20 protein-coding genes are annotated in these 21,292 nt (G+C 73.6%); 9 read left to right on the top strand and 11 right to left on the bottom strand.

Annotated features, from left to right (window positions below; all coding sequences use genetic code 11):
- Positions 1-103 precede the first annotated feature (103 nt).
- The 8 genes from LZG04_RS38760 to LZG04_RS38725 form a co-directional block, all read right to left on the bottom strand.
- Positions 104-319, bottom strand: coding sequence for a hypothetical protein (locus LZG04_RS38760; RefSeq protein ID WP_233826802.1), 216 nt, complete (start codon positions 317-319; stop codon positions 104-106).
- A 297-nt stretch (positions 320-616) separates the two neighbouring features.
- Positions 617-1,672: a sugar phosphate isomerase/epimerase gene (locus LZG04_RS38755; protein ID WP_233826800.1), complete on the bottom strand. Its 1,056-nt coding sequence runs from the start codon at positions 1,670-1,672 to the stop codon at positions 617-619.
- Positions 1,673-1,723: 51 nt separating this feature from the next.
- On the bottom strand, positions 1,724-2,644 hold the full coding sequence (gene iolE / locus LZG04_RS38750) for a myo-inosose-2 dehydratase (protein WP_233826798.1): 921 nt from the start codon (positions 2,642-2,644) through the stop codon (positions 1,724-1,726).
- Positions 2,628-3,149, bottom strand: a complete 522-nt coding sequence (locus LZG04_RS38745; RefSeq protein WP_233826796.1) for a hypothetical protein — start codon at positions 3,147-3,149, stop codon at positions 2,628-2,630. The genes iolE and LZG04_RS38745 overlap by 17 nt, the downstream gene beginning before the upstream one ends.
- Entirely contained in the window at positions 3,146-4,255 is a 1,110-nt protein-coding gene (locus LZG04_RS38740) for a ferritin-like protein (protein WP_233826794.1), read from the bottom strand. Before LZG04_RS38740 ends, LZG04_RS38745 begins: the two co-directional genes overlap by 4 nt.
- Entirely contained in the window at positions 4,252-6,159 is a 1,908-nt protein-coding gene (locus LZG04_RS38735; protein WP_233826792.1) for a GMC oxidoreductase, read from the bottom strand. Before LZG04_RS38735 ends, LZG04_RS38740 begins: the two co-directional genes overlap by 4 nt.
- Positions 6,160-6,236: 77 nt before the next feature.
- Positions 6,237-7,667, bottom strand: a complete 1,431-nt coding sequence (locus tag LZG04_RS38730; protein WP_233826790.1) for a glycoside hydrolase family 15 protein — start codon at positions 7,665-7,667, stop codon at positions 6,237-6,239.
- A 537-nt stretch (positions 7,668-8,204) separates the two neighbouring features.
- A complete protein-coding gene (locus LZG04_RS38725; protein WP_233826788.1) occupies positions 8,205-9,665 on the bottom strand; it encodes an aldehyde dehydrogenase family protein in 1,461 nt (486 codons plus the stop codon).
- Between the two features lie 126 nt (positions 9,666-9,791).
- Here LZG04_RS38725 and LZG04_RS42865 point away from each other — a divergent pair, with 126 nt between their 5' ends.
- The 3 genes from LZG04_RS42865 (at position 9,792) to LZG04_RS38705 (ending at position 12,368) form a co-directional block, all read left to right on the top strand.
- Positions 9,792-11,444 (top strand): IclR family transcriptional regulator C-terminal domain-containing protein, encoded by a 1,653-nt coding sequence (locus tag LZG04_RS42865; RefSeq protein WP_308199669.1) that lies wholly within the window; start codon positions 9,792-9,794, stop codon positions 11,442-11,444.
- Positions 11,445-11,615: 171 nt separating this feature from the next.
- Complete coding sequence (locus LZG04_RS38710; RefSeq protein WP_233826786.1) at positions 11,616-12,014, top strand: class I SAM-dependent methyltransferase; 399 nt, start codon at positions 11,616-11,618, stop codon at positions 12,012-12,014.
- A gap of 15 nt (positions 12,015-12,029) precedes the next feature.
- Complete coding sequence (locus LZG04_RS38705; protein WP_233826784.1) at positions 12,030-12,368, top strand: hypothetical protein; 339 nt, start codon at positions 12,030-12,032, stop codon at positions 12,366-12,368.
- 17 nt (positions 12,369-12,385) lie between these two features.
- Here LZG04_RS38705 and LZG04_RS42860 read toward each other — a convergent pair whose 3' ends face one another.
- Positions 12,386-13,807: an EamA family transporter gene (locus LZG04_RS42860; RefSeq protein ID WP_308199668.1), complete on the bottom strand. Its 1,422-nt coding sequence runs from the start codon at positions 13,805-13,807 to the stop codon at positions 12,386-12,388.
- Positions 13,808-13,846: 39 nt separating this feature from the next.
- Between LZG04_RS42860 and LZG04_RS38690 the strand changes: the two genes are divergently transcribed.
- The 3 genes from LZG04_RS38690 (at position 13,847) to LZG04_RS38680 (ending at position 15,284) form a co-directional block, all read left to right on the top strand.
- Positions 13,847-14,344: a MarR family winged helix-turn-helix transcriptional regulator gene (locus tag LZG04_RS38690; RefSeq protein WP_233826782.1), complete on the top strand. Its 498-nt coding sequence runs from the start codon at positions 13,847-13,849 to the stop codon at positions 14,342-14,344.
- Between the two features lie 78 nt (positions 14,345-14,422).
- Positions 14,423-14,866 (top strand): DUF4383 domain-containing protein, encoded by a 444-nt coding sequence (locus LZG04_RS38685; protein WP_233826780.1) that lies wholly within the window; start codon positions 14,423-14,425, stop codon positions 14,864-14,866.
- Positions 14,867-14,876: 10 nt separating this feature from the next.
- A complete protein-coding gene (locus LZG04_RS38680; RefSeq protein ID WP_233826778.1) occupies positions 14,877-15,284 on the top strand; it encodes a DUF6292 family protein in 408 nt (135 codons plus the stop codon).
- Positions 15,285-15,444: 160 nt separating this feature from the next.
- On the opposite strand, the gene LZG04_RS38675 is transcribed toward LZG04_RS38680, so the two are convergent.
- Complete coding sequence (locus tag LZG04_RS38675; protein ID WP_233826776.1) at positions 15,445-16,614, bottom strand: glycosyltransferase; 1,170 nt, start codon at positions 16,612-16,614, stop codon at positions 15,445-15,447.
- 201 nt (positions 16,615-16,815) lie between these two features.
- Here LZG04_RS38675 and LZG04_RS38670 point away from each other — a divergent pair, with 201 nt between their 5' ends.
- The 3 genes from LZG04_RS38670 to LZG04_RS38660 are packed head-to-tail and all read left to right on the top strand — an operon-like array spanning position 16,816 to position 20,588.
- On the top strand, positions 16,816-17,058 hold the full coding sequence (locus tag LZG04_RS38670) for an acyl carrier protein (protein WP_233826774.1): 243 nt from the start codon (positions 16,816-16,818) through the stop codon (positions 17,056-17,058).
- Between the two features lie 25 nt (positions 17,059-17,083).
- On the top strand, positions 17,084-17,575 hold the full coding sequence (locus tag LZG04_RS38665; RefSeq protein ID WP_233826772.1) for a metallophosphoesterase family protein: 492 nt from the start codon (positions 17,084-17,086) through the stop codon (positions 17,573-17,575).
- A gap of 49 nt (positions 17,576-17,624) precedes the next feature.
- On the top strand, positions 17,625-20,588 hold the full coding sequence (locus LZG04_RS38660) for a BTAD domain-containing putative transcriptional regulator (protein ID WP_233826770.1): 2,964 nt from the start codon (positions 17,625-17,627) through the stop codon (positions 20,586-20,588).
- A gap of 24 nt (positions 20,589-20,612) precedes the next feature.
- Here the strand turns inward: LZG04_RS38660 and LZG04_RS38655 are convergent, their stop codons facing one another.
- Positions 20,613-21,254, bottom strand: coding sequence for a class I SAM-dependent methyltransferase (locus LZG04_RS38655; RefSeq protein ID WP_233826768.1), 642 nt, complete (start codon positions 21,252-21,254; stop codon positions 20,613-20,615).
- Between the last annotated feature and the right edge of the window lie 38 nt (positions 21,255-21,292).

The following is a 21,292-nucleotide window of genomic DNA, read 5'->3' as shown; positions in this document are numbered from 1 at the left end:
GGTCACGGGCGACCCGCACGACATCGTCGCGGAACTCCCGGGGGTAGGGCTTGGGCACAGCGACATCCTCCCGGCTCGCCATCACGGCAAGCCAGCTCAGATGTCACCAATCCGTGCAGCACACCCGGTTGGTGCACGCGGTGAGCGTCCCGTCGACGGTGAACGTGACCGTCTGCGGTGTGTTGGTCAGCGGCGGGCTGTAGGTCACCTTCTCGGTGAGCGTGCAGGTCTGGCCCACCAAGGCGTGGGCGCTCGGGGTCAGCACGGACATCGTCACGGCGGCGGCCACGAGAGCTGCGGCGGTTCGCGCAATCTTCACCATGGCGCACCTGTCTACGCCGACAGGCCCTGAGCCGGTAGGTCCATCAGGGCGGATTCCGCGGCCCCGGTGTCGACGCTACCGGGCCTTCCACGCCGTACGGCAGCCGAACACGTCGGCCGGCTTGCGGTGAGGACGTGGTGGTGTTCTTGACGCTCGGCGTGCCGTTGATCAGCATGATGCGGGTACAGCCGTTCGATCGGCTTGCCGGGGCCCGGTCCGTCTCACCGGGGTCGGACACCGAGGCGAGCATGCGCGGACCTTCCCGGTGCGGTGGGACGGTGTGGCCCGCGCCGGTTAGGCGCCCCCGGTGTGGGCGGCGGTCAGTGGTGCCGGGATGGAAGGGGCCGGGGCGTGGCGGGCGAGCTGGTCGCGCAGCTCGGCCAACCCGGCCGCGGCGACGTCGTAGGCGCTGTCGACGCCGGGAACCGGGTCGTCCTCGCCGGGTCGCCAGAACCGGCGGCGGGTCATCCGCATGGAGCTGTCGAACGGCGGGATCGCGTTGAACACCTCGACCAGGTACGGCCCGCGGTACCGGGGCTCGACTACGGGCAGGACGACGTCCCAGGGGATCCAGCTGTCGTGCACCGCGCCGCGGTCGGGCGCGGAGACGTGGACGTAGAGCAGCCGACCCAGGCGTGCGGCCCGGGCGACGTCGTCCCGGAACACCGAGGGCCCCTGGCTCTCCATGACGACCTGGGCGGTGTCGATCGTGGCGCCGCACTGGGCGTGCCCGAGGTCGTCGAGGAAGTCCAGCACCTGCGAGACCGCGTTGGGCGCGGGCGTCTCCCAGTTCTTGACCGGTTCGATGGCGAGCTTGACCCCGCGTTGCGCGGCGTACGTCGCCAGCTCCTCGAAGACCGGGCGTGCCGCCTGGTAGCGCGGCCGCATCCAGTCCAGCAGGGCGTCGCTCCAGATGCCCTGGCCGTCGTCGGTGACCGGGAAGACGCCGTAGGGGTAGAGGAACGGGCCCGACATGATCGAGTCGCCACCCAGGACGCGGGTGATGTCGACGCGCGACTTGAGGTAGGCCAGGGCCTGGCGGCGCTGCTCCTCGTAGGGCGAGGTCGGGTCGAAGGTGCGCGTGGTCCCGACGTTCGTGGTGAACTTCAGCCAGCCCAGCCCCGCGCCGTCGAACGCCTCCTTGAGGCGGGCGTAGCTCTCGACCTCGAGCCGGTGGTCCACACCCGGTGGCCGGGAGGCGATGTGCAGGTCGAAGCCGGCGTAGCCCAGGTCGGCGCACGCCTTCAGGTGGGTGATCAGGACCTTGGTGTAGCGGGGATCCTCCGGCTTCAGGTCGGCGGTGAACATGAAGAAGCTGAAGAACACGTCTCGTTCGGCTGTCGCGTTCATCCGTGGTGTCCTCTGCGTGAGGTGGGTTCGGTCCGCGTCCGGTCGGGCGCGCTACCGGCCCAGGAGACCGGCGAGGTAGGCGCGGGCCTTCTTGGCGTACGCGAGCGGGTTGGCCTTGTTCGGGTCCTGCTCGGCTTCCACGACCAGCCACCCGCGGTAGTCCGCGGCGGCCAGCACCTCGAGGATGGGCTTGAAGTCGATCGCGCCGTCGCCGGGCACGGTGAAGACGCCCAGCTCGATGGCATCCTGGAACGACAGGCCCTCCACGGTCACCTGGCTGACGACCTCCGGCCGGACGCTCTTGAGGTGGACGTGGCCGATGCGGCCGGCGTGCGCCTTGGCCAGGTCCAGCGCGGCCAGCGGGTCGCCGGTGGCGAACGCGATGTGGCCGGTGTCGAGCAGCAGGTGGACCCGGTCCGAAGTCGACTCCATCAACCGGTCGACGTCGTCACCGAACATCACGCCGGTGCCCATGTGGTGGTGGTAGCTGAGCCTCATCCCGGCCGAGTCGGCGATCTCGGCGAGCTCCTCCAAGCCGGACGTCAGCTCGTCCCACTGCGCGTCGGTGAACACCGGGCGGTTGGCGAACAGGTCGATCGGGAGCAGGTGCGAGGACGCGCCGAACTCGGCCACGACGACCTCGCTGCCGCCCAGCGCCTTGATGCGGGCCAGCGTGGTCTCGAACGCCGAGATCGTCTTCTCCCGCATCTTCTCGATCGTGAAGTACGTGCTCGTCCACGGCTCGGAGACCTGGAGGCCGCGCAGGTCGAGGGCGGCCTTCAGCTCGGCGTTGTCGGAGGGGTACTTGTGCCCGATGCTGCACCCCTCGAAACCGGCGAGCGCCATCTCGCTCACGGCCTGGCCGAACGGGATGCCGGCGTCGATGGTGGGGAAGTCGTCGTTCCACCACAGCGTGCAGCACACGCCCAGCTTCACCTTGTCGGGGCCGAGGCGGTCACCCAGTTCCGTCATGTCCTTGCCCTTTCCGGTATCGCGGGTCGATGCGAGGCGGCTGGGCCCACGAGCCGTAACCGGGGGCCTTGGCGCCGGGTGGATTGGCCGCGATGGCCCGCCACAGCAGCCCTTCCTGGTAGGAGGCGGCCGTGACGGTGGAGGTCTCGGCCGCCGGGCGGGCCCCGTAGCAGTCGGTCCACTCGGGTGGCAGGCCGTACCACGTCCCGGCGTACCACAGCTTGATCACGTTGCGCGCCACCGGTCCGAGGCGCTCGTCGCTGAAGACGCGGTGGCGCAGGGCCCGGTCGAGCCGCCGCGGGTCGGGTCGCCCGTCGTCACCGGTCGCCTCGGCCCTGGCCGCCCGGTAGGCGTCCAGCAGGGCGGTGACGACTTCCTCGCCGCACGCGTCGCGCACCTTGGCCAGGTACTGGTGGGCTAGACCGGTGCCGAGCAGGTCGGTCTCCTCGAACGCGGTGAGGTCCACCGAGAGCGAGAGGAACTCCTCGAACGCGGGGGCGGTCACGGCGTCACCACCGCGGCCGCCTCGCCGACCACGAGCGGACCGTCCGGCGTGGACCGTCCGATCGGCATCTCGAACGTGGGCGCGGCGTGCAGGCCGCCGCTGCCCGGCAGGGGGTTGCGCACCAGGCGGTTGATCCCGTCGCGCAGGCGGAACATGTGCCAGATGGCGTCCTGCAAGAGGTTCGGCTGCCCGGTGAACGCCTCGGTGAGCAGGCCGAGGAACGACCAGTACTCGACGTTGAAGGCCCGGGCCACCTCGGCGATCTGCGAGTCCGGCGGGTAGTCGGCCAACCGGGCGCTCACCTTGACCGGGTAGACCTCGTGCCAGTCGATGGCCAGGTGCGGCCCCGAGGGTCGGTCCGGGTGGTCGCCCACCTCGTAGTAGCGGCCGAGCTGCAACTGCCGGAACCGGTAGTAGTGGGCCAGCTCGCCCGCCTCGTCGTGGATGCCCGCGTCGAAACCCTCGCCCTGGTCGGCGATGAACTCCAGCGCCCGCCGGGCGGAGTCCAGGTCGAAGACGGGGATCGCCGTGCCGCCGCCGGAGAAGAAGTACTCGGGCCCCACCTGCCGGCTCGGATCGCCGCGGAACAGCCCCGGGTCGTGGGACGCCACCTCCTCGAGCCCTTCGATGATCTCCGCGTAGAACTCGCCGATGCTGTAGAAGCGCATTCCGTCCGCGGTCGGGCTGGTGACCAGGGACGGCCTGGCGAGGTCGTGCTCGGGCACCAGCCGGGCGCGGTCGCGGGGAGCCTCGCCCGGCCGTTCGATCTTGCAGAACGTGTCCACCGCGTCGGGCGAGAACGGGCGCAGGTCGACGGTGAAGTCGTCCTCCCCGTCGGGCAGGTAGGCCGGGTACGTCGGTACGAAACCGCGGCGGGTCAGGTCGGGCTCGCCGCCGATGGCGTTGAGCACGTTGGCGGCCAGGGTCAGGTGCAGCATCTCCTCCACCGCGACCACGCGGATGATGTGGGCCGCGTCGGAGTTGGTGGTGGAGCGGATCGAGTAGTACGCGGTCAGGTACGGCGGGATGGTCGCGTGTTCCAACGCCATCGCGGTGTGCAGGTACGCGATCAGGTCGTGGCGGTCGCGGATGGTCGACGCGGTCACAGGACCACCTCCTGGGGTCGGGCCTGGGCGGTGTCGGTGGAGGTGAGGCGGATCGGCGCGGACTCGGCGTCGAGCTGGGCCAGGATGGCGGCCGCGCTGCGCAGGCACAGGGCGGCGATCGTGAGCGTCACGTTGGACGTGCTCACGGTGGGCATGCTGCCGCCGCCGACCAGGTAGAGGTTCGAGTGCTCCCAGGACCGCTGGTTCGCGTCGACCACCGAGGTCTTCGGGTCGCTGCCCATCATGTGGGTGCCGGCGAGGTGGTTGCCCCCTCGGATCTCGTACCCCTCGCCCCCGTACACGGCGTAGCCCCAGAAGTCCGGGTCGTACCGCGTGTGGTCCTCGGCCCCGAGGCGGGCGAAGATCCGCTTCGACAGTTGCCGGGCGTACGCCACGCCGCGCATCGTGTAGTCGGGCAGGTCGTAGGTGAGGATCGGCCGCATGTTCCCCAGGTGGTCGGTGTAGGCCGGGTCGACGGTGACCCGGTTGCTGGGGTTGGCGGGGACCTCGACCATGAACGCCAGTTGCAGTTGGCGCGAGACCCGGTCCACCAGGCCCTGGCGCAGGGACTCGCCGTAACGGCCGCCGGCGTCCACCAGGTCGGCCAGGTCGGTCATCGGCGCGCCCCTGGCCCAGCCCCAGCCGTCGTTGTGGATGTCGACGCTGAACGCCGCCTGGCGACCGCGGAAGCCGCCACCGCGCAGGTCCGTGATGCCGCCGGTGCAGTTGGTGCCGCGGAACGTGCCGGCCACCTCCGGCAGCAGCGCCCACGCCAGCAGGTAGGCGTGGTCCATGAAGTTGCGCCCCACCAGCCCGTTCGACCCGGGCAGGCCGGAAGCCAGCATCAGCCGCGGGTTCTCCACCGCGTTGGCGGCCAGGACGAACAGCCGGCCACGGGCCCGTTCGGTGGTGAAGTGGGTGCTGTCGGGCTTGTCGTAACGGCGGTACTCGATCTCGGTGACCCGGCGCGTGTGCTCGTCGACGTGCACCCGGTAGGCCACCGCTTGGCCGACGAGGTGCACGTCGGGGCTTTGCAGGGCCAGCGAGAGGGTCTTGCCGGCGTGGTACTTGGCCTGCACGGGGCACAGCGGCACGCAGTTGTTGTTGCCCTGGCACCGGCCGCCGACCTCGACCTGGTACGTGCTCACCGCGCCCCGCGGCACGTAGCCCGGGTTGGGTATGCCGTTGCGCGCCTGCGGATACGGCCGCACCCGCAGCTCCCGCCGCACCCCGTCGAGCTCGACCGGCATCCCGTCGACGTCCTCGGCGACCATCCGGTCCAGGTACGACAGGGGCAGGCCCTTCATGGGGAACACGTAGCCCTCGTCGAACTCCACCCCGAGGTAGGACTGGTCCTCGACGTCGGCGGAGACGCCGATCTCGTGTTCGGCCTCGTTGTAGTACGGGGAGAGGTCCTCGTAGGTCAGCGGCCAGTCGGCGCCCACGCCGTAGAGGCTGCGCGTGCGGAAGTCCTCGGGCAGCATCCGCGGGGTCTTGGCCTCCCAGTGCATGGTCGTGCCGCCGAGGACCCTCGTGTAGGTCGTGTCGGTGGCGAACGGTCCGCTCTGCACGAGGTAGGCCGAGGAGTCGGGCGTGCCGGGGGAGATGCGCCGCGCGTCCGTGCCGCGCGGCATCGGGGCGTTGGGGTTGACCGGGTAGGGGGACTGGTTGTCCTTGCTCGTGGCCGAGTAGAAGCGGTCGAGGTAGCCCTCGTAGCCCTTCAGCGTGAGGTCCTCGGCCGGGCCGGCTTCCAGGATCAGCACGCTCTTGCCCGCCGCGCCCAGCCGCGAGGCGATGATGGCGCCGGCGATCCCGCCGCCGACGATGACGGCGTCGTAGACGACGTCGGCCGCCGCCTCGGGGTTGGTGCGCTTCGTGGCCCCCTCGGGGAATTTCACGTACATGAGGCAGTCGCTCCTCTACCGGGAGCCGGGCGGGGCCGGGCCGGTGTGGTGGTCGGGGGTGGTCGGTCGGCCATGCGTCACACGGCCTCGGCACGGGCCCGCATGGCGGACAGGTAGGCCGCGTAGCTCCACGTCAGGTTGTGGACGCTGCGCTCGTAGCCGGACGTGCCGTCGAACTGCTCGGAGAGCTCCAGGTTGTCGCTGTGGTGCACGACCGCCCGCACCATGGCGTCACCGGTGGTCGCCAACGCGGCCGCGGCCGCCGCGGGGGTCGTCGAGGAGTCGATCCCGGACTGGGCGAAGAAGGGCGCGGACAGCTCGTCCACACCCACCTCGCCGCTCGACTTGACCGCGGCGGCCAGCCGGTAGTGCAGCTCGGCCACGTTGCACGTGGACAGCGCCCACGGGTGGCCGCCGAGCACCGGGTGCGCGACGTCGCCGTCGTAGACGTCGCCCGGGTAGCGGCCGAACAGCGGCCCGATGCCGTACTGCTCCCGGTCGGTCTTGTTGATCGGGTAGAAGGCGATGCCGCCCTCCTCCCACTGCGCGCGCAGCTGGGCCGCCGTGGCCAGCAGCCTGGTGTCGGTGACGGGTACCGCGCCGTACACGGCCGCCTGGACGATGTCGATGTTCGGGTCGTACCCGCTGACGACCGGGTCGTGGGGCGAGGGCGCGAGCCCGTCGCCGGGGTCGGCCATGACGCTCACGTACTTGCCGCCGTCCCAGTGGCCGGCGAGGGCCTGGCGCAGCCAGTCGGCGGCGGCCGCCAACCCGGCCGGCTTGGCGATGCCGGGGACGGTCGAGGCCAGGACCTCCTCGAAGCAGCGCAGCTGGGCGGACCGGGCGAAGAAGCTGTAGCCGGTGTGCTCCTCCCACAGGTTCGTGGTGGGTGCCTCGTAGACGCCCAGGAGGAAGGCCACGTTCGCGTTCACCAGGTCGACCGCCCGCGCGCGGGTGGCGGGGTCGAGTTGGTCGTGGGCGGCCAGGAGGGTGACCGACTGCAGGGCCGGGCCGTCGTTCTGCTCGGTCCACGGGCGCACGTCGCCCGCGATGGTGAAGCAGGCGTGGCCGGGGGTCCACGGCGGTTGGGCGTTGGCGTGGCACAGGTCGGCGAACGCCACGTAGTCGTTGAGCGTCTGCACCGTGCCGCCGGGGCCGGGTGGCATGGCGGCCTTGGCCACCTCCATGGCCGTGATCGCGCCGTCGCGCACCCAGTTGTAGACGTAGTCCTGGTCGATGCCCGGCGTGTCGGCGGGGAAGGACGGCGCGGCGATCACGCACCCCGGTTTCGAATCCCGGGAGTAGTCGCCCGGGGCCTGCGGGTCGCTGAAGACGAAACCGTCACTGGCGATGTTGCGGAAGAGGAACGTGTACATGATCGGCGCGAGCGAAGGCAGGTCGACCGCTCCCGGTGCGAAGGAGTGCTGGACGCTCGTCCACCCCCGGGAAGTGCCGGGTGATCGGTTCGTGCGGGCGGGCAGGTCGAGCTTCAGGGTGGGTGCGAGCATGGTCGGGCTCCGATGTCTGCGAGCCGATTCCCCGGCTCGGTGAGCGGCGGGTCGCGCTTCCGATGTGGATCGGTCGAGGGCGTTGTGGCGCGGGGCGCCTGCGCGGAGGTGCTGGGCTCCGGTTGACGACCGTCGTCACGTTTCGTCGGTCATGACGACCGCTCCTTCGCGCGCCGTCCGTCGAACGTAACTTCGCCGGGGTGCTGCGGGAAGTCGATGGCGGCACGAACACCTTCGCGTGTGGCTTGGCCACCACGAATAGCCCAATCGCGTCACCCGCGGTGTGCTTTCGCCGCCGATGGCCTGTGCGGACGTCACCGGAAATAGTGATTTCCGGCTCTGATTTCCGCTATTTTCCGGTGGGGAACCTTCGGGTCGAGATCATTCTCGGGATGGTCGCGAAGATGGCGATTCCCGACCATTTCACTCGACTGGCCCAGTCAGGTACCTCGATGGTGGGAAATGCCGCCGCCGGCACCGTGCCCGAGGGGGCGTTGTCCATCCGGGGTGCCCCGGAGCGCACGTCCCCGTGCTCGATCAGAAGGGGTAGCGGGCCGCTTCGGTGGCGAGGGTCAGCCAACGGGTGGTCGTGAAGGCTTCGACGCCCCAGCGACCACCGAAGCGGCCGTAGCCGCTGGCCCGCACGCCGCCGAACGGTGCCTGCGGCTCGTCGTCCACGGTCTGGTCGCCCACGTGCACGATGCCGGTGCGCAGGCGTCGGGCGACCGCGAGCCCGCGCCGGGCGTCGCCGGTCAGGACGCCCGCCGTGAGGCCGTAGTCGGTGTCGTCGGCCAGCGCGACGGCCTCGTCGTCGTCGGCCACCGGGATGACCGTGACGACCGGGCCGAACGCCTCCTCGTGGTGGACGCGCATCGCCGGCGTGACGCGGTCGAGCACGGTCGCGGGGTGGTGGGCCCCGTCCGGCGGGCCGCCCCCGGCCCGCACGCGGGCGCCGTGCCCGACCGCGTCGGCCACCAGCTCGGCCACGCGCCGCGCCGATGCCGGGTCGATCAGCGGGCCGATGACGGTCGCCGGGTCGGTCGGGTCGCCGTGCGGCAGGCCCGCCGCCTTCGCGGCCAGGCGCGCGGTGAACTCCTCCGCGACCGAGGCGTGCACCAGCGCCCGGTCGGCCGACATGCAGATCTGGCCCGCGTTGTTGAACGCGCCGAACGCCACCGCGTCCACCGCGTGCCCCAGGTCGGCGTCGTCCAGCACCAGCACGGCGTTCTTGCCGCCCAGCTCCAGCACGGCCGGCTTGAGGTGCCGCGCGGCCAGTTCGCCGACGATCCGGCCGACCCTGGTGGAGCCGGTGAAGTTCACCGCCCGCACCCGGTCGTCGCCGATCAACGCCTCGGCGACCGCGGCCGCGTCCGCCCGGTCGTTGGTCACCACGTCGAGCACGCCGTCGGGCAGACCGGCCGCGCTGAGCACTTCGGCGAGGAACAACCCGCTCGCCAACGGCGCGTCCTCGCTCGCCTTGAGCACCACGGTGTTGCCCGCCGCCAGCGGCGCGGCGATGGCCCGCGTGCCCAGGATCAGCGGCGCGTTCCACGGCGCGAACGCCGCCACCACGCCCATCGGCTCGCGCACCGCCATCGACAACCGGCCCGCGGCCTCGGTGGCGAGCACGTCGCCGACCGGCCGGGTGGCCGCCGCGGCGGCCTCGCGCAGGACGTCGGCCGCCAGCCCGACGTTGAAGCGCGCCCACCCGGCGACCGCGCCGACCTCGGCGGCCATCAGCGCGACCGCCTCGTCGGACCGCGACTCCAGCACGTCGGCCGCGCGCAGCAGGACCCGGCGGCGGGCCGACGGCGGCAGCGCCGACCACGGGCCGAACGCGGTGTCGGCCGCCTCCACCGCGCGTCGAACGTCGACCGGGCCGGCCGCGGCGACGGTCGCGTGCACCTCGCCGGTGTGCGGGTCGAGGTCGGTCGTCGTGCGCCCGGCCGCAGCGGGCACCTCCCGGCCGCCGAGGTGGAGTCCGCGGTGGATGGTCATGAAGGCTCCGTTCGCTCAGCGAAATCCAGTTCGCTGGAGGTGCACAGAGTGTCGTGCTCCCGGCCGCCGGCGTCAAGATCCGCCTACGATGTGCGCGGACACGCCGATCGAGCCGAGGACCAGACCGTGCCGGACGCCAGCACCGAGGCCGCGGGCACGTTCGAACGCGGGCTCGCCGTCCTGCACGCCGTCGCCACCCACCCCGAGCCGAGGTTGCGCCGCGGCGACCTGGCCAAGGCGACCGGCCTGCCGCGCTCGACCGTCGACCGCGTCACGGCCACCCTGCTGCACCTGGGCTACCTGCGCGCCGAAGGCCCGGACCTGCGGCTCGCCCTCGACGCCATGCGACCGGGCAACGCCTACCTCGCGTCGTGCGGCCTGGTCGGCCCGCTCGCGCCCCTGCTCACGCGGCTCGCCGACGAGCTGGACGAGTCGGTGACGCTGACCGCGCCGGACGTCGACGGCGCCCGGCTGATCGCCCAGTCGACCCGGCGGCGGGCCGTCTACCTGGCGTTCCACGTCGGGGCCGTGCTGCCCGACGACCGCACCGCCGCGGGCGTCGTGCTCGCCACGACGTGGGACGAGGAGCGGTTCGAGGCGTGGCGGCACCGCCGCACCGCCGACCCGCTGGACGCCGGGTTCCCCGCCGTGCCCACGTTGGCCGGCCCGCTGCCGGACCGCGAGGCCGTGTTCCGGGCCCGCGTCGACGCGGCCCGCGCGCGGGGGTGGTCGCTGGACGACCAGTGGGTCGAACCGGGGCTGCTGGCCGTCTCCGCGCCGGTGCGTGACCCGGACGGGCGCCCGGTGGCCGCCGTGAACGTGCTGACGCACACCAGCAGGCACACCGCCGAGACGTTCCCGGACACCGCCCTGCCGCGCGTGCGGGCCGCGATCGCCGACATGGAGGCGGCGTTGCGCGAGTCCCGCCGCGCCGACCCGGCCCCGCGCCGCGCCGTGCCGCCCGCCGACGACCTGCGGTCGGCGAAGGCGGAGCTCGGGATGAGCTTCCTGGAGGGCCTGGCCCGGGGCCTGGCCGTGCTCACGGCGTTCCGCGACGTGCCGGACGGGCACACGATCGCCACCGCCGCCGAGGCGTGCGGCCTCGCCCGTGCCACCGCGCGCCGGGCGCTGCACGTGCTGTGCGGCGCGGGGTACGCGCGCACCGACGGCCGGCGGTTCGCGCTCCGGCCGAAGGTGCTCGACCTGGGCTACGCCCGCCTCGCGCCGCTCACGCTGTCCGACATCGCCCAGCCCCACCTCGCCGACCTGGCCGCCGAGGTGGGCGAGTCGGCGTCGATGGCGGTGCTCGACGGTGACCAGGTCCGGTACGTGGCGCGGGTCGCGACCGGTCGGGTCATGCGGGTCGACATCACGATCGGCACCCGGTTCCCCGCGGTCGCGACCTCGATGGGCCGCGTGCTGCTGGCCGGCCTGCCCGCCGTCGAGCGCGCCGAGCTGGTCCGCGCCGCCGACCGCCGCCCGCTGACCGCCCGCACGCTGGTCGACCCGGCCGCGCTGGAGGCGGCCGTGGCCGCGGTCGGCCGGGACGGCTGGGCGATGGTGGACGAGGAGCTGCACGAGGGCCTGCGCTCGCTCGCGGTGGCCGTGCGGGACACGTCCGGTGCGGTGGTCGCGGCGGTCAACGTCGCCCTGCACGTCGGCCGCGCCACCCCGGAGGAGACCGCGCGACGGCTGCTGCCCGCGCTGCGCTCCGCCGCGGCGCGGATCGAGGCGGACCTGGCCGTGGCGTTCGACCAGGCGCCGCTCGTCGTGCACTGATGCTCCAGCCCGGCCTGGCAGCGCCGGTCGGCCGGCGCCGGAGCCGAGGCTCGACGGCTCTCGGGGGCATCGTCGGCACCAAACCCGTGCCCGCGCCGGCCACCGCCGACGGCGAGCAGCCGCCATCGGCCGTGGATCACGAACAACGGCTGGGGTACTAGTGTCACCTCGGTGGACCGATCGGAGATCTTCGACATCGCGCACCTGCGCCACCCCATCGCGGCGCCGGTCGCGCCCGACCGGTTGCGCGAGTTGGTCGGGTGGTTGAGCCCCGCCGCCGGCGCCCGCGCGGTCGACCTCGGCTGCGGTGAGGGCGAGTGGCTGCAGCAGGTGCTGCTGGACCACCCCGAGACGACGGGCGTCGGGGTCGACCACGCGCTGCCGGCCTCGGCCGCCCGGCGCACCGGCGAGCGCGGGCTGACGGACCGGGTGCGCTGGATCGAGACCGACGCCGCCACCTGGCACGACGGGCTCTTCGACGTGGTGCTCTGCGTCGGCGCCCGGCACGCCTTCGGCGGGTTGGAGGACATGCTGGTCGCCGTCCGGCGGCACCTGCGCCCCGGCGGCTAGGCGCTGGTCGGCGAGATGATCTGGGAAGCGACCCCGTCCGCGGCGGCGTCGGCCGCGCTCGGACTCCCGGCCGACTCCGTCCCCGACCTCGCCGGCCTGGTGCGGGCCTTCCACCGGCACGGCCTCGAGCCGTCCTTCGGGCATGTCAGCACGCTGACCGAATGGGACGACTACGAGTTCAGCTGGACCGGCTCGCTCGTCGACTGGGCCGTGCGGTCGGCCCCGACCGTCGAGGACCGCGACCAGGCGCTCACCGCCGCCCGCGAGCACCGTGACGCCTGGCTCGGCGGCCTGCGGCGTGAGCTCGGGTTCGCCACCTTCGTCCTGCACGATGTCGCGGCCGGGCCGGTCTGACGGCCATCGGCCACTGGTCACGCACTACGGCCGGAGCACTGATCGGCGTGCGCCCGGACCAGGTCTTCCACCGCCCGCGGGATGGTGGTCTCGAAGTCCAGCAGCTTCGCCCAGGTCGGCTCGACGGTGATGCGGACCATGCCCGCGTACAACGCCCGCACGCCCGCCTCCCAGTCCTCGAACCGGTCGGCGGGCACCAGCTTGCGGCTCGCCTCGACGTACTCGTCCGGCACGCCGTCCACCAGCTCGACGCTCGCCGTGCCGCGGACCAGCAGCACCCGCGGCGGGAACCGGCCCTCGGTGTCGATGGTCAGCGACACGTTCGGGTCGCGGCGCAGCGCACCCACCTTCGCCGCCTTCGGCACCGTGCACACGACGATCCGCGTGCCGTCCCACAGGAAGGCGACCGGCACGACCCGCGGCGCGCCGTCCACCCCGATGTAAGCGAACCTGGCCGGGATCCCCGAGGACAACAGCTCCCGTGCGATCGGCTCGGCCATGACCTCGGCGACCTCTTGGCGTTCCACGTCCGTCTCCTCCGCGTCGTCGGGTTCCGCTTCACGGGTGGGACGGAGCCGGTTCGCCGTTCTCGACATCGGCCGGGTGTCCTGCCCGAGGAGCACGCCGGCCGGCACGAGCACGAGGCCGAGCACCTGGTGCGCGCCCAGCGACTCGCCCGCCAGCAGCACGCCCAGCACGACGCCGGTCACCGGGTTGAGCAGCCCGATCAGCCCCACGGTGCCCGCGTCGAGGTGGCGCAGGCCGGTGAACCAGGCGACGAACGCGACCGCGGTGGCCACCACCGACACGAACGCGAAGCCGAGCAGGGCCGAGCCGGTGAGCGGCGGGGGAGCGCCCTCGACCGCGAGCGCCGGCCCGACGAGCACCGCGCCACCGGCGACGAGCTGCCACGACGTCACCGGCAGCACGCCCGAGCCCGCGCCCCAGCGCCGGGTGAGCACGTGCCCGAACGCGGACATCGCCATCGCGGCGACCGAGACGACCACCCCGAGCGGATTCACCGCGTCCACGCCCGAGGCGAGCATGAGCACCACGCCGACGATGCCGGTGAGCGCGCCGAGCACCGCCCGGCCACGTGGTCGCTGCCCGAGCAGCGGCCACGCCAGCGCCATCATCACGACCGGTGACGTGGCCATGATCGTCGAGGCCAGGCTGGTCGGCAGCAGTTGCGCGGCGAGGTAGACCAGCGCGAAGAACGCGCCCATGTTCAGCGTGCCGAGCACGAGCGAGCGCCACCACCACCGGCCGCGCGGGCGTTCGCGGCACAGCAGGAGCAACAGCACGCCGGCGGGGAGCGCGCGCAGCACCGCGCCCCACAGCGGGTGGTCGGCGGGCAGGAAGTGGTGGGTGACGTAGTACGTCGAGCCCCACGCGACCGGGGCGATCGCGGTGACCAGGCCCCAGCGGATAGTTTCCACGGAAGACATTGTAGCTTCCGTGGAAGCTATCCTGGTGCCGTGGAACTCGACCGCGTGGCCCGGATCCAGGCCGAGTGGGCCCGCGAACGGCCCGACCTCGACGTCACGCCCCAGGGCGTCATCGGCAGGCTGCACCGGCTCGCCGCCGTGCTCACCGAGCAGTTGGCCGTCGTGTACCGGCGGCACGGGCTGGGCGAGGGGGAGTTCGACGTGCTGGCCGCGTTGCGCCGGGCGGGTGAGCCGTATGAGCGCGCGCCGGGGGAGTTGGCCCAGCACACGATGGTGACCACGGGCGCGATCAGCAAGCGCATCGACCGGCTGGAGCGCGACGGCCTGGTCACGCGCCGGCCGGGGCGGGAGGACGGCAGGCGGCGCGTGGTGGCGTTGACCGAGGCCGGCAAGCGCGTCATCGACCGGGCGTTCGCCGAGCACATGGCCAACGAACGGCAACTGCTCGACGCCCTGGACGCCGAGGACGCCCGGCTGCTGGAGCGGATCCTCACCACGTGGCTGGCCCGGTTCGAACCACCCCGCTGAGGAGTCGTTTGCGTTCGCGCGCGCGGGGTAGTCGATCGGCGACCGAAGAGGGTTTTCGCGATCGCCACGGGAGTCGACATGTCCAGACCCGACACAGCGACGTCACGCACACCGGTCCAGTTGGCCGCCACGGTCGTGGGCGCGGTGTTCCTGGTGGTCGGCATCGCCGGGTTCATCCCCGGGCTGACGACCGACTACGACACGCTCCAGTTCGCGGGTCACGAGTCCCAGGCCAAGCTGTTGGGCGTGTTCGCCGTCTCCATCCTGCACAACATCGTGCACCTGTTGTTCGGCATCGCGGGCCTGGTGATGGCCAAGTCCGCGCGCAACGCGTTCCTGTACCTCGTCGCCGGCGGCGTGATCTACCTGCTGCTGTGGCTGTACGGTTTGATCATCGACCACGACAGCGCGGCGAACTTCGTGCCGGTGAACACCGCCGACAACTGGCTGCACCTGCTGCTGGGCCTCGGCATGGTCGCGCTGGGCTTCGCGCTGGGCCGTTCCGCACCGCGGTCGAGGTGACCTGATCGCGGTGGACGGCGGCCTGGACGACACACCGACCGGCGGCCTGCGGCGGTACGTCCGGGCGGTCGCGGCGGAGCTGGGGTTGGCGGGCCGTCGCTGGCGCGCCGACCCCGGCCCTCCCGCGAGCGCCTACCTGAAGGTGGACGGCACCCTGCCCACCTTCCCCGATCGCGACCTCCTGCTGCTCTGGGACGAGGAGTTCGGCTGGGCCGCCGCCCTGCGGGCCACCACCGCCGAACCGCCGGTGGTGATCAGCTACCGGGGCGGCGACGTCCTGCCGCCGGCCCCCGAGGTGGCCGCGTACGTGGCGGCACTGCGCCGCGGCGACCACCCGGGCGACCCGCGCCCGATCCGCCTGCGCGCCTACGGCACCCCCGACGACCTGACCGACCGCCTGCGCGCCTACCGCGGCTGACCCGGCCTTCTCGGACCACTTCGGACCGCGCGCCACGCCTCCGCCTTGGACGGTCCCGCGATGTCGGCGACGGGCCGATGGTTGCGCCTCAGCGCGCCAGCCCCAGCGGCTTTCCGCGGTCCCGCGCCCGGCAAGGTGCGCGGGACCGTCCACTGTGGTCTCAGCCCTCGTGGGCCGAGGCTTCCACCGCCTCGGGCAAGCCGGCCGCCTGGCGGTACACGCGCACCGTCTCCGCGGCGATCCGGACGGTGCTGAACCGGGCTTCCACCCGGTCGGCGGCGGCGATGCCGTAGGCGTCGCGGCGGGCGTCGTCGACCAGCAGGGGGCGCAGCACGCGCGCCAGCACCCGCGGGTCGCCTGGCGGCACCAGCAGCCCGGTGACGCCGTCCACGACGATGTCCGTCGACCCGCCCACCGCCGCCGCCACCACCGGCACGCCGCACGCCATGGCCTCCAGCGGCGTGACGGCGCGGTCCGCGCCCGCGCACACCACCACGTCGGCCGACCTCAGCAGCGCCGGCATCGCCACCTGCGGCACCCGGCCGACCAGGCGGACCCGGTCGCCGACGCCCGACGCGCCCGCGTGCTCGCGCAGCCTGCGCACGTCCTCCGCCCGGCCGCCCACGACCACCAGCTCCGTGTCCCACACCGCCCGCAACGCCGTGATCACGTCACCGGCGCTGGCCGCGGGCGACACCAGGCGGTGCCGCAGCGGCCGGTTCAGGCGCGGTCCCTCCGGCTTGAACCGGTCGACGTCCACCCCGGGCGGCACGACCGCGATCCGCGTGCGGACCACGCCCAGCTGCACCAGCTGCGCCTTCTCGTCCGTGCAGTGCGCGACGACCCGGCTCGCCTCGCGCCCGATCAGCCGTTCGGTGGACAGGCGCGCCTCGGGCACGCCGTCGTCGCCGGACTGCCGCTCCACCGCGCCGACCGAGTGGAAGGTCTGCACCACCGGCACGTCCAGGCCGTTGGCCGCCAGCACCGACGCCACCCCGGACGTCCAGTAGTGCGCGTGCACGACGTCCGGCCGGTCGGCCCGCCACTGCGAGCGCAGGCACCGGGTGAACTCGTCCAGGTGAGGCAGCATCTCGTCCGGGTGAACGGGGCTCGCCGGCCCCGCCGGCACGTGCACGACGTCGTAACCGTGCCGCGTGCGCACCACCCCGGGGGTGCGGGGTGAGTCACGCCGGGTGTGCACCGTCACGTCGTGACCGGCCGCCGCCAGGGCCGCCGCCAGATCGGCGACGTGGACGTCCTGCCCGCCCTCCTCGGCATCGCCGAGCACGGGCAACGGGCTTGCGTGCGCCGAGACGACCGCGATCTTCATGTGGGGTTCCTCCAGCCGGCGAGCACGGCTCGCAGCAGACCAAGGCTGTCGTCTCAACCCGTTCGCACGCTACAAGCAACCCCGGGGCCCTGCCACTCGGCGGAGATCACGTCCGGGTGGTTGACGGCGCGGCTGCCGGGTATGGCACAGGAGGACCGACTCCGCACCGAGCGAGACCGACCAACCGACCGAGGAGGGACCATGGCCACCGGCGAGACCGGCTTCGACGACGTCAGCTACGACCTGATCTCCGTGCAGTACCACGCGCTCAAGGCGGGCCACGACTACGGCCAGTACGTGCGCGACGCCGAGAACGCGGGCAAGGAGGAGATCGCCGCTTTCTTCCGCCGCGTGATGGAGGAGGACTCCGCGCGGGCCAAGCAGTGCCACGAGTTCCTCAAGGAGCTGAGCGGGAGCGCCGACTCGGGCCCGGCCCTGACCTGAGCGCGCGAGCGGCAGGTCCCCCACCATGCGGGTAGTCGTGCTGTCCGACACCCACGCGCCCCGGCGGTGGAAGTCGTGCCCACCGCGAGTGGCGGAACACCTGCGCCACGCGGACGTCATCCTGCACGCGGGTGACGTCTGCGTGGCGTCCGTGTTGGACGAGCTGGCGCAGTACGCGCCGGTGACCGCGGTGTGCGGCAACAACGACGGGCCGGACGTGGTCGAGTGGGGCGCGCCGGGGACCGTCGAGCTGGACTTGGCCGGGCTGCGCGTGGCGATGATCCACGACAGCGGCCAGGCCGCCGGTCGCACCGCGCGGATGCGCCGCCGGTTCCCCGGGGCGGATCTGGTGGTGTTCGGCCACTCCCACATCCCGATGGACGTCACCGGTGACGGCGTGCGCGTGTTCAACCCGGGCTCGCCCACCGACCGCCGCCGCCAGCCGCACGGCACGATCGGGCTGCTCGACATCGAGGACGGCGAGCTGCGGTCGGCGCGGATCCTGCCGGTGACGTGACCCCGCCCACCCCGCGTGGAGGACCATGGGGTGGACACAGGGGGGAACCGTGCCGGAAGTCCTGTTGCTGGGTGAGGTCGCGGTGGCGCACGCGGGCGTCGAAGTCGGGCTCGGGCCGGACCGGCAGCGGTGCGTGCTGGTCGCGTTGGCGGTGGACGCGGGCCGGGTGGTCTCGGTCGAACGCCTGACCGAGCGCGTCTGGGGCACGACGCCGCCGTCGCGCGCCAGGGGAACGCTGTTGAGCTACCTGTCCCGGCTGCGCCACGCGGTGGCGGGGGTCGAGGACGTGGACGTCGTCCGCGCTCCGGGCGGTTACGCGCTGGAGGTCGACCCGGCCGCGGTCGACCTGCACCGGTTCCGCGACCTGAGGGCGCGGGCCCGCGCCGGTGACGACCACCGCGCCGCGGTGCTGCTGGAGCAGGCGTTGGACCTGTGGCGCGGCGAGGCGTTGACCGGCCTCGGCGGCGAGTGGGCGGCGACCGAACGCGCCCGCCTCGACCAGGAGCGCCGTGACGCGGAGAGCGACCTGGTCGACGTGCGCCTGCGGTCGGGCCACGGCGCGGACCTGGTGCCGCGCCTGGCCGTGCGCGCCGCCGAGTCGCCGTTGGACGAACGCGTGGCGGCGCAGTACGTGCTGGCGCTGCACCGCGCCGGCCGCACGGCAGACGCGTTGGCCCACCACCGCCAGGTGCGGGCACGTCTGGTGGAGGAGCTGGGCACCGATCCCGGGCCGGCCTTGGAGCACCTGCACCAGCGGATCCTCACCGGCGACCCCACCCTCACCGCCGCGTGCACCGCCCCGGGCCCCACGTCCACCCCGGCCCCGGCGACCACCGGCCCGACCCCCACCTCCGCCCTGGCCCCTGCCGGCCTGGTCACCGCCGGCCCGACCGCGCACGGTTCGACCGCCACCGCCGTCGCTCCCACCACCGCGGGCTCGGCCACCGCTGCCCGCCCGGACCCCATCCCCGACCAGGCGGCCGGGCCCGTGCCCCGCCAACTGCCGGCCGTGCCCGCGTCGTTCGTCGGACGCCGCGCCGAGCTGGCCGGGCTCGACGCCGCCCTCGCCGACAGCCCGACCGTGGTCATCACCGCCATCGCGGGCGCGGGCGGCATCGGCAAGACGGCCCTCGCGCTGCACTGGGCGCACCGCCACGCCGACCGGTTCCCCGACGGGCAGCTCTTCGCCGACCTGCGCGGCTTCAGCCCGGACGGGGAGCCGATGCCGCCGGCGGTGGCCGTGCGCGGGTTCCTGGACGCGCTGGGCGTCGAACCGGCCCGCATCCCCACCGACCCGCACGCCCAGACCGGCCTGTTCCGCAGCCTGGTCGCGGGCAGGCGGATGCTGCTCGTGCTGGACAACGCCGCCGACACCGCCCAGGTCACGCCGCTGCTGCCGGGCAGCCCCACGTGCGCGGTCGTGGTGACCAGCCGCCACCAGCTGCCCGGCCTCATCACCGGCCACGCGGCCCACCACGTGCGGCTGGACGTGCTGCCGGACGCCGAGGCCCGCGCCCTGCTGGGTGAACGGCTCGGTGCGCGCGTCGCGGCCGAGCCGGGCGCGGTGGCCGAGCTGATCGCGTCGTGCGGCGGCTTCCCGCTGGCGCTGAGCATCGTCGCCGGTCACGCCCGCACCCGGCCGCACGTCCCCCTGGCCGCGCTCGCCGCGGAGCTGCGCGACTTCGGCCTGGGCGCGTTGGACGACGACGAGCCCGCCGCCAGCCTGCCCGCCGTGCTGTCGTGGTCCCGCGACGCCCTGACGCCGGCGCAGGCCACCTCGTTCGCCCTGCTCGGCGTCGCGCCCGGCGTCGACATCGGCCTGCCCGCCGCCGCCGGCCTCATCGGCCTGTCGGTGACCGAGGCACGCGCGGTGCTGCGCGGGCTGGAGCAGGCGTCGCTGGTCACCCAGGAGCCGCACGGCCGCTACCGCATGCACGACCTGATCCGCGCCTACGCCGCCGACACCGCCCGCGACCTGCCCGACGACGTCCGGGACGCGGCCCTGCGGCGGGTGCTCGACTGCTACACCCGCACCGCGCACCAGGCCGCCCGCCTGCTCAACCCCCAACGGCTGCCCCTCGCGCTCGACCCGCCCGAACCCGGCGCGCGGCCGCACCCGCTGCCGGACGTGCCGGCGGCGCTGGCCTGGCTCGACGCCGAGCACGCCAACCTGCTCGCCGCGCAGCGGGCGGCCACCGCCCACCAGCGCCACCACACCGTCTGGCAGGTGGCGTGGGCGCTGATCACGTTCCAGGCCCGGCGGGCGCACCTGCGCGACCGGCTCGCGGTGTGGCGGGCCGCGCTGGACGCCGCCGCGCACCTGCCCGACCCGGCCGCCCGCATCCGCGCGCACCGGTTCCTCGGCATCGCCTGCGTCGACCTGGGCCGTCACGACGACGCCGCCGAGCACCTGCACCACGCCCTGGCCCTGGCCGAGCACCACCGCGACCCCACCGAGCAGGCCCTCACCCACCAGACGCTGGTGCGCGCCTGCGAACGGCGGGGCGACGACCGCCTGGCGCTGCTGCACGCCACCCGCGCGCTCGGCCTCTTCCGCGGCCTCGACCAGCCGGTGTGGGTGGCGTCCGCGCTCAACGACGTCGGCTGGTGCGCCGCCCGCCTGGGCGAGTACGACACCGCCCGCGCCCACTGCCAGGACTCGCTGGCCCTGCAACGCCGGCACGACAACCCGCGCGGCGTCGCGGACACCCTCGACAGCCTGGGCTACATCGAGCACCGCACGGGCGAGCACCGCGAGGCCGTCCGGTACTACCGGCAGGCCCTGGCCCTGTACCGCGAGCTGGGCAACACCAACACCACCGCGACCACGCTGGAGAAGCTCGGCCAGGCGCACGCGGCCCTCGGCGAGCACGACGCCGCCCGCGCGGTGTGGCGGGAGGCCCTGGACCTGTTCCGCGCCCAGCACCGCGCCGAGGACGCCGAACGCGTCGAACGGCAGCTCGCAGACCTGCGCCGGGGCGTGCACGAACCCGGCACGACGATCCGTGGCTGACCACCCAGGCCGCGACGCCGGTGGTCAGGCGGGGGAGCGGGCGATCAGCACCCCGCCGGGCACCTCGTCGTCGGGGCCGAGCAGTACCTGCGCTTCGAGCGCGAAACCCGCGTCGCGCAGCCACCCCGCCACGCGCTCCACCGGGCGGCGGTGCACGTGCAGCGACATCGGCAGCCCGCCGTAGCCCTCGGTCTTGAAGGAGTCGCGGTCGCCCACGTGGAAGCCCAGCATCACCACGCCGCCCGGCCGCAGCACCCGGCGGAACTGGGTGAACACCGCCGGCACCTCGGCGTCCGGGACGTGGATGACCGAGTAGAACGCCAGCACGCCGCCGACCGAGCCGTCGACCAGGTCCAGGTCGGTCATCGAGCCGACCTCGAACCGCAGCCCGGGGTGGTCGCGGCGGGCGATCTCGACCATCCGGGGCGACAGGTCGACGCCGAACGCGTCCAGCCCCAGCCCGCGCACGTGGGCGGTGATGAGGCCGGGGCCGCAGCCGACGTCGGCCACCGGCCCGCCGACCTCGCGCGCCGCCTCGGCGAACAACGCCAGCACCCCGCGCAGCAACGGCAGCTTCGCCAGCGCGTCACGCGTGAAGTCGGTGTAGTTGTCGGCCACCGTGTCGTAGGACGTCCTCGTGTCGGCCAACCAGTCTGGTGCGCTCACCGCCGAGACGGTAGCGGCCCGCGGGAACGCCCCGCGGG

The sequence above is a fragment of the Saccharothrix sp. S26 genome (assembly GCF_021390395.1).
Classification (GTDB): domain Bacteria; phylum Actinomycetota; class Actinomycetes; order Mycobacteriales; family Pseudonocardiaceae; genus Actinosynnema.
The sequence above is the reverse complement of the archived record's forward strand: the minus strand, read 5'-3'. Positions and strand labels throughout refer to the sequence as shown.